This window comes from Gallibacterium salpingitidis (assembly GCF_001678495.1).
Taxonomy (GTDB): Bacteria; Pseudomonadota; Gammaproteobacteria; order Enterobacterales; family Pasteurellaceae; genus Gallibacterium; species Gallibacterium salpingitidis.
On record NZ_JTJL01000005.1, the window covers coordinates 57,668 to 70,198 of the forward strand.

The window sequence follows — 12,531 nt, forward strand, 5'->3', positions numbered from 1 at the left end:
GGTTGTTACTCCTTGTTTATAGCCATTTTTAAAACACGATAATTAGTTTGCAATACCTGCAATCTGATAATTAATTTGCCAATAAAGTAATTGTTTATAGGCATTGATCTGTGTTTTTTCCTCTGCGGATATTGGCTGTAAAGCTGTTGTTTCCCCTGTTGTTAGATTCCATTCATACTTAATAATATTTTCAGTATGAATGTCATAGATCGCTGTTGGCGTAGTAACCACAGTTTCATTAAAGGCAAAATTAAAATTCTGTTCAGCGTCAGCTGACAACAGATTACGCCCGCCAAGATGCCAATATTCACAATCAGATAAACTGAATGAAAATAGTGTTGGCATAATATCTTTATGTGAACCTAAACGGTAAGGTTGGAAATCAACCGCACAATGTTGTTTGATTGCGTCTGGAAGATGTACAAAGAAAGGAACGGTTTTATCTAAAAACAGATCGGTTGGAAAATGATTCTCCATCGCACGCATATGGTGATCGCCCGAAGCGGCAATGATGGTGCTATCGGCAACAGGACTTTGTGCAATATTGTCAATAAACTCGCCCAAGGCATTCGCCGCATATTGAAAGGCTTGCAGAATATTTTGCTGTTCTTGTCGATCTTTCGCCAAAATTTTACCTGTTAATACGTCTGGATTAACTGGAAAAGGTTGATAATGATCAGGCGCCTTAAATGGCGGATGATTAGTCATTGTGAGAATATTAATAAATAACGGCTGTTCACTTTGTTGTAATAACTGTTCCGCCAATTTAAACGCATATTCATCAGCGACACCCCAGTAAGAGAGCGAACTTTTCGCCGCAGGAAAACGATCGACAATGCTGTTTTGATCGTAAAGCTCATCAATGCCTTGTAATGGCAGATAATTAGCTAAATTGCGCCACATAATATTGCCGGCAGTAATAAAAATGGTTTTATAACCTTGCGCTTTATAGGTAAAGAATGGCGTTTGTTTTAAGCTGACACCTTGAGCAATAGATTGGCTGATATTTTGGATTGGACTATGAAAATAGAGCGAAGCCAATGAGGGTGCGGTGCCGTTATAATCTGAACTAAAGCGTTGAAAGCAATAATCTTGTGTTAAATAAGGGCGCAACTTACCTAATAGATCGTTGGTTTTCGGATCATCAAACTGTAAAAAGTTATTACCAAAACTCTCCATTAATGCCATTACAACGTGTGGCGGATTATTAGCTAAGAAATCATTTTTCGCCGTTTTTGCGGTAAAGAACTCGGTTACATTATCTGGCGTTGCTAATGGTGTTGTCGTTGGTACAAGTTGTTTTACTTGGTTGATTAAGTTTGCACCATCTTGCCAATTAACTGGATTAAATTGGATATCGCGTTTTCTATCTTCAAACGCCCATTTCATCGCAATAACGCCATTTGGCACCATTTGGTTAATGATACTTAGTGAAGCGACTTGTGCATGCATTTTTGCCAATGGGTGCGTGAAGAAATAACCTCGCGCCGCATAGGCTAAATAGATCAATGCAAGTATGGCATAGCCATAAATAACGGCAGAAGGTAACAACGGCAGCGGTTGTGCTGTTAGAAAATAGTAAAAAATATAGGTTGGAATCAGGGCGGCAACGAGCGTTAATAATGAGAGTTTGATAACTGGATAATCTTCATAAATATTGTTTAAGACCGCTTTGGTATCATCTTCAACAATCCCAAACATAAAAATATTATAGTAACTTTTATAAGTCTTAAAATAGAAGTAATTACCGAGATTAACGCCAGTAAACAGCAAAGAAACGATAAAAAGATAACAGCTAAAAACAAAAAGTAACGTCTTGACTAAGGAAAAGGCGAGTAAGATGGCGCCAATAATAAATGGAATAGCAAGTAAAATCGCACTAATTTTGGCGTCATAACGATAACCCATACGCCACATTCGTGAGAATGATTGTTGATGTTCCGGTTGTGAGAATAATTGCGGATCAACAAATTTATTCACCATCCATTTTCTAATTAGTGTGGTTTGTAAAACGTAATAGATGAATAGCAGTGTCAAAGAAACTAAAAAATTACTATAAAAAATCATGCCGCCTTGTCCGTTGTGTTATTTTTCGCTGAACCAAATTAATGTTGCCATTCTGCCGGTTTGCCCATCACGACGATAAGAGTAAAAATTTTCAGGATCGGAATAAGTGCAATATTCACCGCCGCTAATATGTTGCGGCAAAATACCGCAGCGCTGTAAGCGTAAACGCGCTAGTTGATAAATGTCAGCGAAATATTTACCTGAATGTTGTGGATCGGGTTTGAATGCTTGTTGCGCGTTAGGATCTTGTTGGCAAAAAGCGGTAAATACGTCTTCTCCAACTTGAAAAGCTTGTGCGCTAATTGCTGGGGCAAGCCACACTTTGATTATGGCTGGATCAGCGCTAAATTGCGCAAGCGTGTTTTCCAATACGCCAGCAGCTAAGCCGCGCCAACCAGCGTGAGCCGCAGCAACTTCTTCGCCATTGTCCGTTGCAAACACGACTGGCAGACAGTCAGCGGTCATAATTAAACAGACGTGATTGGCTTGATTGGTATAACACGCATCAGCGGTTAAATTGGTATCCGACTGATGAATTTGTTTTACCGCAGTGCCATGCACTTGTGTCAGAAAAATCGGCGTTTGCGGTAAATGAAATTGTTCTACCAGTTGTTGGCGATTTTGTTGTACTAATGCGGGATCATCACCAACATGATCCCCTAAGTTTAATCCGGCAAATACACCACAGCTATGACCGCCAGCGCGTAAAGTGCTTAATGCGTGAACATTGTTAGGGACTTGCCAGTTTGGATAAAGTGCTTTCATTAATAATCTAACTCATCTTTGTGTAATTCATAGTCGGCTTTCAACGCTTCAACTAATTCAACAAAATCATCTGGCAATGGCGCATACCATTCCATTAATTCGCCAGTAATTGGGTGTTCTAAACGTAACATAATGGCGTGTAACGCTTGGCGTTGGAATTGGCGTAATACACTTAATAGTTCTTCGCTTGCACCTTTTGGTGGTTTTGGACGACCGCCATAAGTTTGATCACCTAATAATGGGTGGGCAATATGCGCCATATGTACACGAATTTGGTGAGTACGTCCGGTTTCTAAACGTAAACGCAAGCGAGTGTAATTACGGAAACGTTCCATAATACGGTAGTGTGTTACTGCTGGTTTTCCCATTGGATGAACTGCCATATGCGTGCGTTTGGTTGGGTGGCGCGCCATTGGTTGATCAACAGTTCCGCCTTTGGTCATAATGCCGCTGGCAATAGCTTCATATTCGCGGGTGATTTGACGTTTTTGTAAGGCGCGTACTAATTTGGTTTGCGCTTCCACTGTTTTAGCGACGACCATTAAACCAGTTGTATCTTTATCTAGACGATGCACAATACCAGCACGAGGCACTTCGGCAATCGGCGGATAATGGTATAACAAACCATTTAATACGGTATTATCTGGATTACCAGCGCCAGGATGTACAACTAAGTCTTTGCTTTTATTGATCACTAAAATATGATCATCTTCATAAATAATATCTAAAGGCACTTCTTGTGGCGTGAAACGTGTATCTTCTTCAATTTCCGCCTGCATAATAATTTGTTCTGTGCCAAATACTTTTTCTCTTGGGACGGTAACGACTTTGCCATCAACTTGTACTAATCCGGCTTCGATCCAAGTTTTTATGCGTGAACGTGAATATTCTGGAAACAATTCTGCTAAAGTTTGGTCTAAACGCTGACCTAATTGATGAGGTTGAACCTCTGCTGTTAATTTAAGGTGTTCCATAGTAACTATAAATCCAGTAACATAACCATTTAATTATTTGCTGATACACTATACAATAACAGCAAAGAATTGATGTCAAAGTCGTGATTGTACCTTAACTGTCAGCGAGTTTACAGATTGAAATATATTGTGTGATGAATTCATCAAACAGCTCACCCAAAAAAATTAAGGATCTATAATGAGTATGAATAAGATAAAAGCTATTGCGATAACAGCCTTATCTGCGTTGGTATTAACCGCTTGTTCTAATTCTAAAGAGCAAGTAGAACAAGCTCCCGCACAAGAGTTATATCAAAAAGCGCAAGAATATTTACAAGATGAAAATTATCGTCAAGCAATTCGTTATCTCGAAGCCACAGATAATCGTTTCCCATATGGTGAATATGCGCAACAAGCAGATTTAAATTTGATTTATGCTTATTATCGTAGTGAAGATTATGTCAATGCGTTATCAACCGCTGATCGTTATTTGCAAAAATATCCGCAAGGACCGCATTTAGATTATGTGTTATATATTGCTGGCTTAACCAATATGGCATTGGGTGACAATTTATTCCAAGATTTCTTTGGTGTTGACCGTTCATCACGCGAAACTAAACCAAGAGAAAATGCGTATGGTAATTTTGAAACGTTGGCTCGTTATTTCCCGAATAGTGAATATACGAAAGATGCAGTAAAACGTATGCAATATATTCGTGAGAGCTTAGCAAAACATCAATATGAAATTGCGCAGTTCTATCAAAAACGTGGCGCTTATGTTGCGGTAGTGAATCGTATTCAAGATATCTTATTACGCCAATATCCTGAAACAAGCTATGCTTATTACGCATTGCCAATGTTGCAAGAAGCTTATACAGAATTGCATTTAGATAAACAAGCTGCGGAAATTGCAAAAGTGGTAGCAAATGGTCAAGGTAAAACTTTCCCAGAGTTAGAAAAACCAGAATCAGCGCCAGACGTTAAACCACCACTTAATTAATGATAAATTTAGGAAAAGTGTGGAATGAAAATCCACACTTTTTTTATGCCGGTTTATTGCACTAAACGATAGAGATCTTTGCTATAAAAAATTTGCGTTGGATTATTTAAATCATAACCAGCTAAGTTGGGTGCAATATAAACAGGTAGGTAATATTGGAATAATGGCAAGATAATGGCATCTTGCGCTAATGTATCTACTACTTGTTGATAGAGTTGTTGTCGTTTTTCTGCTTCAGTCTCAACCATTGCCTGTTCTAGCCACTGATCAATTTGCGGATTATGGTAGTGCATTAAATTATCAGGGCTTTTAGAGTGAAAAATATTTAAGAATGCAGAAGGATCATTGTAATCTGCACACCAACCGCTACGAATTAATTGAAATTGTTGTTGTATATGTTCGTTTGCCCATTGTTGGCTGGTTTTCGCTTGTGAGGTTACGCGAATAAGATCAGATTGGGCAAATTGTCGTGCAAGATTTTGTGCAATTTGTCGATTGGCCGGTGAATCATCGTAACTTAAATTGAGATGCAATGGGTGTTGATTATTAATATTAGCTTGCTTTAGTAATTGCTCAGCCGGCGGTAAGTTCAGGTAAGCACCAAATAACATTGATTTCGGTAATAAGCTGGCGGAGGCTTTACCATTGATGGCGACATTTGCTACTGCGGATTGGCTAGAAATTAAACTGATTAAGGCTTGTCGTACTGCAACATTTTGCAATGTAGGGTGATGTGGATTCAGTTCGTAATAGTAACTACATAATTTAGGTACTAATTGTATTTCTGTACCGGTGCGGTTGGTCGCTAGTTGCCAATCAATTTGCGTAGAAGAGAGATTATTACGCCAATATTCGACATTCTGAAACGAAACGTGTGCTTTATTCCAGTAATAAGGGTTTGCTGTTAGTTTGATCTTCTGTTCATCAATTTCCATTAGTTGATAAGCGCCATTGTAGAGCGCTTTTTTAGTAGGCATTAATGCAATATGCGCAAGCATTAGTGGTAAATGCGCATTAGCTTTATCTAATTGAATTTGTAGTGTGTGCTCATCAATCGCTTGTAGTCCTAACGCAGTAGCAGGTAATTTATCACTAAGAATTTTTTCTGCATTTTGCAGTGCAATAAAGCCTAAATATTTCGCTAATGTAGCTTTACTGGTTAATAAGTTTTGCCAACTTTGTACAAAATCGCTCGCAGTAACTGGGCTGCCATCTGACCATTTGGCTTCAGGGCGTAAATGGAATAACCACACTTTTTGATCTTTACTTTCCCAAGATTGTGCAATTGCTGGAATGATATTGCCATGAATATCGTAACTGACTAAACCTTCGTATAAATCGTATAACAGCGCGGTATTTTGCAAATCATTAACTTGATGAGGATCTAATAGAAATTGTGTAAATTCACCAGCTCGAATGAGAGTAGTGGTTGAAGCTGGTGTTGGTTCCGTAGGTTGTTGAACGACGGTTTTAGACGGTTGCTGTTGATCACAAGCTGTAGTCAAAAAAAGAAAACAGCAAGTTATGGTGAATAACTTGCTTAAGTTGAAAATCTTCATTAATGCAATAATCCTGGGAATAAGTTAGAAATACCAGCAACACAAATTTCAATACCGAGCGCCATCAAAATTAGCCCCATAATACGGGTTACTACGTTGCTGCCTGTTTTGCCGAGATATTTCATAATCATTGGGCCAGAGCGAAAAATGGCATAACATAAAAAAGAGAAGATAATAATAGCAATGGCAAAACCGAGCCAATCCACCCAACTATTGTAGCGTGAGGCCCAAACGATGGTAGAACTAATTGCCCCTGGGCCAGCGATTAATGGCATTGCTAACGGGACAACTGCGATACTTTCGTTATCAGAAAAATCAGTTGCTCGTTCTTCTTTATTTTGTTTTTCTTCCCCTAATTTACCGCCAATCATTGTCATTGCAATGGAAATAACAAGAATACCGCCAGCAACGCGGAATGAGCTTAGCGAAATACTAAAGAAATTTAGTAATGCTTGCCCAATAAATAAGCTAGTTAATAAAACAATACCAATGGCAGTTGAAGTCACCAGCATTGTTTTTTGTCGTTCCGCTTCATATTGGTTACTTGTCATACTCATAAAAATAGGCAAAGAACCTAACGGGTTCGTTACCGCAAGCAGACCAATAAAAAACTGCATATAAATGGAAAAGTTTTCAATAAATAACATAATTTTCAATGAATTAGAGGAAGTTAAAGACAACTTATTATGACATAAGCGGTGATTATTTACATGCCGCAGTGATCACAATTTCCACTTTCCATTCTGGATTAGCCAATTTAGCTTCAACAGTAGAACGAGCAGGCGCAGCGCCAGCAATTACCCATTCGTCCCACGCACGATTCATTTCCGCATAATCACTCATATCGGCAAGGAAGATTTCAGCACGTAAAATACGTGATTTATCAGAGTTGCTTTGTTCCAAAAGATTATCAATAAATTGCAATACTTGTTTGGTTTGTCCGTACGCATCAAGCGAAGTATCTTCTGGTACTTGTCCTGCAAGATAAGCGATACCACCATAAATGACAGCTTCTGATAAACGTGCTCCTGCATCAATATGTTTCATAAATACTCCTTTAAGTTATATATCATGATTTGAATTAAGGTTAAAATCCCGAGCTATTATCAACTGTTAGGTAACAAAATGAAACTATTAATTTCTAATCAGCATGGTGCGATTGTGATGGCCTTGTTGCCCTTTTTATATGGAATGTGGTTATCAACACCAATTACTTTACACATTTGCTTATTACTAGCTTGGTTTTCTCTCTATCTAATGACCTATCCTTTTTTGGCTTTATTTAAAGGACGAAATCTTTCGTTATATTGGCGTTGGACATTGATCTATGGCGTAGTGAGTTTGTTATTTGCTATACCAACGATTATTTATAATCCACGTATTTTGTGGTTTTTAGTGGCAATGTTACCGTTTGTTTTCATTAATATTTATTATACGAAAACGAAAAATGAACGAGCGCTAGCTAATGATATTGCTGCAATTGTAATTTTCGCAATTGCAGGTATGGCGGCTTACTATTTTCCTACCCAACAATGGGATATTCATTTAATTGAAATAGCGCTGTATCCAAGCCTGTTTTTTATTGGCACTACTTTGTATGTAAAAAGTGTAATGCGGGAGCGGAAAAATCCAACCTATTATTATGCTTCAATTATATTTCATCTACTTTGTACCTTATTACCATTGCTATTACCGAATATATTGTTGAGTTGTGCTTTTGGCGTACCGTTGTTGCGTGCGATTTTATTACCCAAACGTAAGTTATCAGTAAAACAGACCGGATTGGTAGAGTTTGCAATTTCTTTTTATTTTTTAGTGATGTTAGTGGTGGCAACGATACGCTAAGAAGGGTGGTTTTGTGTAGTGACAAAAAATGCTAGAATCTAGCCCTTTGTGATTAACAGTAGCTGAAAAACAATGAGTCAAGAGATTTATAACGCTAACGATATAACGGTTCTTAAAGATCTCGAACCGGTGCAATTACGTCCGGGAATGTACACTGATACTACCAGACCAAACCACCTCGGACAGGAAGTTATCGACAATAGTGTCGATGAGGCTTTAGCAGGTTATGCCAGTAAAATCGAAGTGATTTTATATCCAGATCAATCGTTAGAGGTGATTGATAATGGACGAGGAATGCCGGTTGATATTCATCCTGTTGAGAAAATTTCTGGGGTCGAATTGATTCTGACTAAATTGCATGCCGGTGGTAAGTTCTCCAATAAAAATTATCAGTTTGCTGGCGGCTTACATGGAGTTGGTATCTCTGTGGTTAATGCGTTGTCAGCACGTGTTGATGTTACGGTAAAACGTAATGGCGAGGTGTATCATATTGCGTTTGCTGATGGTAAAAAGGTTGAAGAACTTACTGTTATTGGCAGCTGTGGGCGAAGAACAACCGGAACAACGGTTAAGTTTTTACCAAATGCAAAATATTTTGATTCGGCAAAATTTTCCGCTACTCGTTTACGTCATCTATTAAGAGCAAAGGCGGTACTTTGCCCAGGGTTAGAGATCAAGTTCACTGATAAAGTCAATCAAACGGAAGATGTTTGGTGTTATCAAGATGGTTTATCAGACTACTTGTTAGAAGCCGTTGATGGCGTTGAAACTGTTCCGGAAAAACCTTTTATTGGTGAATTTAAAGGCGCTACCGAAGCGGTAAGTTGGGCATTATTTTGGCTTCCAGAGGGAGGCAATATTGTTGGGGAAAGTTATGTTAACTTAATCCCAACTCCATTAGGTGGCACTCATGTTAATGGTTTGCGTCAAGGTTTATTAGATGCAATGCGGGAATTTTGTGAGTTTCGTAATTTATTACCGCGTGGAGTGAAACTAACGGCAGACGATCTCTGGGAACGTTGTGCCTATATCCTTTCATTAAAAATGCAAGATCCTCAATTTGCAGGGCAAACTAAAGAGCGCTTATCTTCACGTCAGAGTGCAGTATTTGTTACTGGTGTAGTCAAAGATAGTTTTAGTTTATGGCTGAATCAAAATGTACAACAAGCAGAGCAGATTGCTGAAATGGCAATTGCTTCAGCGCAACGTCGCTTGCGTAGTGCGAAAAAAGTGGTACGTAAAAAATTAGTGAGTGGACCGGCATTACCGGGGAAATTAGCGGATTGTACGCAACAGGATCTTGCGCGAACCGAACTCTTTTTAGTTGAGGGGGATTCTGCGGGTGGATCAGCTAAACAAGCTCGTGATCGTGAATACCAAGCAATCTTGCCATTGCGTGGAAAAATTCTTAATACTTGGGAAGTGGCTGGCGATCAGGTGTTAGGTTCACAAGAAATCCACGATATAGCTGTGGCATTAGGGATCGATCCGGATTCCGATGATCTTTCTCAATTACGTTATGGCAAAGTCTGTATTTTAGCGGATGCGGATTCAGATGGTTTACATATTGCCACCTTATTATGCGCTTTATTCTTGCGCCATTTCCCTAAATTAGTCGAAGAAGGACACGTTTATGTGGCAATGCCGCCATTGTATCGTATTGATTTAGGTAAAGAAGTTTATTATGCCTTAGATGAGGGCGAAAAAGAGGCCATTTTAGAGCGTTTACAAAGTAAGCGTGGTAAAGCCAATGTACAGCGTTTTAAAGGCTTGGGTGAAATGAATCCATTGCAATTAAGAGAAACAACAATGGATCCAAATACACGTCGTTTGGTGCAATTGGTGTATCAACCAAATCAAGCAGAACAAGAAGAACCAGATCAAACGCTGGAAATTTTAGATATGTTATTAGCGAAAAAACGTGCTGATGATCGTAAAAATTGGTTACAAGAAAAAGGCGATCATGCCGAACTTAGCGTTTAAACCTTACGAGTAGAGAGAAAATAATGACAACTATTAATTATGAAGGGGTTGAGCAAATGCCTATCGGGCATTTTACGGAAAATGCTTACCTCAATTATTCAATGTATGTAATTATGGATCGTGCTTTACCATTTATTGGTGACGGTTTAAAACCTGTACAGCGCCGCATTATTTATGCGATGTCAGAGTTAGGGTTAAATGCTACGGCAAAATATAAAAAATCAGCAAGAACAGTCGGCGATGTATTAGGTAAATTCCATCCTCATGGCGATACCGCTTGCTATGAAGCAATGGTATTGATGGCTCAACCTTTTTCTTATCGTTATCCTTTGGTTGATGGGCAAGGAAACTGGGGTGCACCAGATGATCCGAAATCTTTTGCGGCGATGCGTTATACCGAATCGCGCTTATCCAAAATTTCAGAGTTGCTCCTCTCTGAATTGGGGCAAGGTACCGTAGATTATCAGCCGAATTTTGACGGTACGATTGATGAACCGCAATATTTACCAGCTCGTTTACCTCATATTTTATTAAATGGTACAACAGGGATTGCGGTTGGAATGGCGACAGATATTCCGCCACATAATATTAATGAAATTGCGAAAGCGTTAATTTTATTATTGGATAAACCTGATGCGACCATTACCGATCTATTAAAGATTGTTAAGGCGCCAGATTTTCCAACTGAAGCGGAGATTATTTCACCAAAAGAAGATTTACAGAAAATTTATACGCAAGGCAAAGGCTCATTAAAGATGCGTGCTGTCTGGAAAAAAGAAGATGGTGAAATTGTGATTACTGCCATTCCTTATCAAGCATCAGGGGCAAAAATCATCGAACAAATTGCCGCACAAATGCGCAATAAAAAATTGCCAATGGTGGATGACATTAAAGATGAATCAGATCACGAAAATCCAACCCGTATCGTCATTGTGCCACGTTCTAATCGTGTTAATGAAGATGAATTAATGGCGCATTTGTTTGCGACAACCGATCTTGAGAAAAGCTATCGAGTCAATATGAATATGATTGGCTTGGATCGGAAGCCGGCAGTGAAAAATTTGCATACTATTCTTACGGAATGGTTAAGTTTCCGTCGTCAGACAGTTACTCGTCGCTTGCAGTATCGTTTAGATAAGGTCTTGGCGCGCTTACATATTTTGGAAGGATTATTGATTGCCTTTTTAAATATTGATGAAGTGATTGCGATTATTCGTCATGAAGATGAGCCAAAACCTGTATTAATGGCACGCTTTAATTTATCTGAAGAGCAAGCTGAGGCGATTTTAAATTTGCGTTTACGTCATTTAGCAAAATTAGAAGAAACCGAGCTTAAAGCAGAGCAACAACAATTAGCTGAAGAGCGTGCGCAATTGCAAGATCTATTGTCATCAGAGCAACATCTTAATCAATTGATCAAACAAGAAATTGAGCAAGATGCGGAAAAATTTGCTAGTCCACGTCGTTCTAAAATTGTGGAACGTGAAGAGGCGAAAGCGATTTCAGAAAGTGCATTAGCGCCAGTAGAACCGGTAACGGTAATTTTATCTGAAATGGGGTGGGTACGTTGTGCTAAAGGGCATGATATTGATCCAACAAGCTTGAGTTATAAAGCTGGGGATAAGTATTTAACTCACGCTTTTGGTCGTTCTAATCAACCCGTAATTTTCTTGGATAGTACAGGGCGTAGTTATAGTTTAGATACGCTTTCTTTACCATCAGCACGATCACAAGGCGAACCAATTACTGGTAAATTGACTTTGCCAGCTGGAGCTACGGTTGAACAAGTGTTGATGAATAAACCTGAATTACCACTATTAATGGCGTCAGATGCTGGATATGGCTTTGTTTGTCAGACGGAAGATCTGGTTTCTCGTAATAAAGCTGGTAAAGCAATTATCAGCTTGCCAGAAAATGCGAAAGTTCTACCGCCGGTTGTTGTGGAAGATAAATCCGCATTGTTAGTGGCAATTACGACGGCAAACCGTATGTTGGTCTTCCCGTTGAGCGAGTTACCTGAATTGGCAAAAGGTAAAGGCAATAAGATTATTAATATTCCTGCGGCAAAAGCAAAAGCACGCGAAGAATTATTAGCGAGAGTTTTATTAATTGCCGAAGGTAGTGGCTTAATGTTTCGTTCTGGTAAGCGTAAAGTGACAGTGAGTGCGGTAGATCTGGCTAATTATCGTGGTGAACGTGGCCGCAGAGGTTCGGCGTTACCAAGAGGGGTACAATTTAATGCGGAGATTGAAGTTATCGCTGCGGCAAATGAAACCCAGCAAGATACGCAACCGCAGCAATTTGATTTAATTCAGGAGTAAGCAAAAATCTTTTTGCCATTCGATTGGAGAAAAGGTAA

10 protein-coding genes are annotated in these 12,531 nt (G+C 39.1%); 4 read left to right on the forward strand and 6 right to left on the reverse strand.

The genetic code is table 11. The features are described 5' to 3' along the window. Positions 1-42 precede the first annotated feature (42 nt). The 3 genes from QS62_RS01765 to rluD all read right to left on the reverse strand — a co-directional run bounded on the left by QS62_RS01765 (position 43) and on the right by rluD (position 3,806). Positions 43-1,983 (reverse strand): LTA synthase family protein, encoded by a 1,941-nt coding sequence (locus tag QS62_RS01765; RefSeq protein ID WP_231923664.1) that lies wholly within the window; start codon positions 1,981-1,983, stop codon positions 43-45. A 102-nt stretch (positions 1,984-2,085) separates the two neighbouring features. Then, a complete protein-coding gene (gene pgeF, locus QS62_RS01770; RefSeq protein ID WP_066104996.1) occupies positions 2,086-2,832 on the reverse strand; it encodes a peptidoglycan editing factor PgeF in 747 nt (248 codons plus the stop codon). Beyond that, positions 2,832-3,806, reverse strand: a complete 975-nt coding sequence (gene rluD, locus QS62_RS01775) for a 23S rRNA pseudouridine(1911/1915/1917) synthase RluD (protein WP_066104999.1) — start codon at positions 3,804-3,806, stop codon at positions 2,832-2,834. The genes pgeF and rluD overlap by 1 nt, the downstream gene beginning before the upstream one ends. 184 nt (positions 3,807-3,990) lie before the next feature. On the opposite strand from rluD, the gene bamD reads away from it, so the two are divergent. Continuing rightward, positions 3,991-4,785, forward strand: coding sequence for an outer membrane protein assembly factor BamD (bamD, locus tag QS62_RS01780; RefSeq protein ID WP_066105115.1), 795 nt, complete (start codon positions 3,991-3,993; stop codon positions 4,783-4,785). A 53-nt stretch (positions 4,786-4,838) separates the two neighbouring features. Here the strand turns inward: bamD and QS62_RS01785 are convergent, their stop codons facing one another. From QS62_RS01785 to QS62_RS01795, 3 genes are read right to left on the reverse strand one after another with little or no spacing between them, the layout of a single operon-like run. Beyond that, positions 4,839-6,344 (reverse strand): peptide ABC transporter substrate-binding protein, encoded by a 1,506-nt coding sequence (locus tag QS62_RS01785; RefSeq protein ID WP_066105002.1) that lies wholly within the window; start codon positions 6,342-6,344, stop codon positions 4,839-4,841. Beyond that, positions 6,344-6,991, reverse strand: coding sequence for a YchE family NAAT transporter (locus QS62_RS01790; protein ID WP_066105005.1), 648 nt, complete (start codon positions 6,989-6,991; stop codon positions 6,344-6,346). Before QS62_RS01790 ends, QS62_RS01785 begins: the two co-directional genes overlap by 1 nt. A gap of 55 nt (positions 6,992-7,046) precedes the next feature. Continuing rightward, positions 7,047-7,391: a RidA family protein gene (locus QS62_RS01795; protein WP_066105008.1), complete on the reverse strand. Its 345-nt coding sequence runs from the start codon at positions 7,389-7,391 to the stop codon at positions 7,047-7,049. A gap of 78 nt (positions 7,392-7,469) precedes the next feature. On the opposite strand from QS62_RS01795, the gene QS62_RS01800 reads away from it, so the two are divergent. From QS62_RS01800 to parC, 3 genes are all read left to right on the forward strand, one after another. Next, positions 7,470-8,189, forward strand: coding sequence for a YwiC-like family protein (locus QS62_RS01800; protein WP_066105010.1), 720 nt, complete (start codon positions 7,470-7,472; stop codon positions 8,187-8,189). A gap of 72 nt (positions 8,190-8,261) precedes the next feature. Beyond that, complete coding sequence (parE, locus tag QS62_RS01805) at positions 8,262-10,172, forward strand: DNA topoisomerase IV subunit B (RefSeq protein WP_066105013.1); 1,911 nt, start codon at positions 8,262-8,264, stop codon at positions 10,170-10,172. A 23-nt stretch (positions 10,173-10,195) separates the two neighbouring features. Then, the gene (parC, locus tag QS62_RS01810) at positions 10,196-12,493 is read left to right on the forward strand and encodes a DNA topoisomerase IV subunit A (RefSeq protein WP_082966110.1); all 2,298 of its coding nucleotides are present in this window, start codon (positions 10,196-10,198) and stop codon (positions 12,491-12,493) included. The last annotated feature ends 38 nt before the right edge of the window (positions 12,494-12,531 follow it).

Coding starts and splice junctions, on each gene's coding strand:
- rluD (WP_066104999.1), bottom strand. CDS start 3,806: ATGGAACACCTTAAATTAACAGCAGAGGTTCAACCTCATCAATTAGGT.
- pgeF (WP_066104996.1), bottom strand. CDS start 2,832: ATGAAAGCACTTTATCCAAACTGGCAAGTCCCTAACAATGTTCACGCA.
- QS62_RS01790 (WP_066105005.1), bottom strand. CDS start 6,991: ATGTTATTTATTGAAAACTTTTCCATTTATATGCAGTTTTTTATTGGT.
- parE (WP_066105013.1), top strand. CDS start 8,262: ATGAGTCAAGAGATTTATAACGCTAACGATATAACGGTTCTTAAAGAT.
- QS62_RS01800 (WP_066105010.1), top strand. CDS start 7,470: ATGAAACTATTAATTTCTAATCAGCATGGTGCGATTGTGATGGCCTTG.
- parC (WP_082966110.1), top strand. CDS start 10,196: ATGACAACTATTAATTATGAAGGGGTTGAGCAAATGCCTATCGGGCAT.
- bamD (WP_066105115.1), top strand. CDS start 3,991: ATGAATAAGATAAAAGCTATTGCGATAACAGCCTTATCTGCGTTGGTA.
- QS62_RS01785 (WP_066105002.1), bottom strand. CDS start 6,344: ATGAAGATTTTCAACTTAAGCAAGTTATTCACCATAACTTGCTGTTTT.
- QS62_RS01765 (WP_231923664.1), bottom strand. CDS start 1,983: ATGGTGAATAAATTTGTTGATCCGCAATTATTCTCACAACCGGAACAT.
- QS62_RS01795 (WP_066105008.1), bottom strand. CDS start 7,391: ATGAAACATATTGATGCAGGAGCACGTTTATCAGAAGCTGTCATTTAT.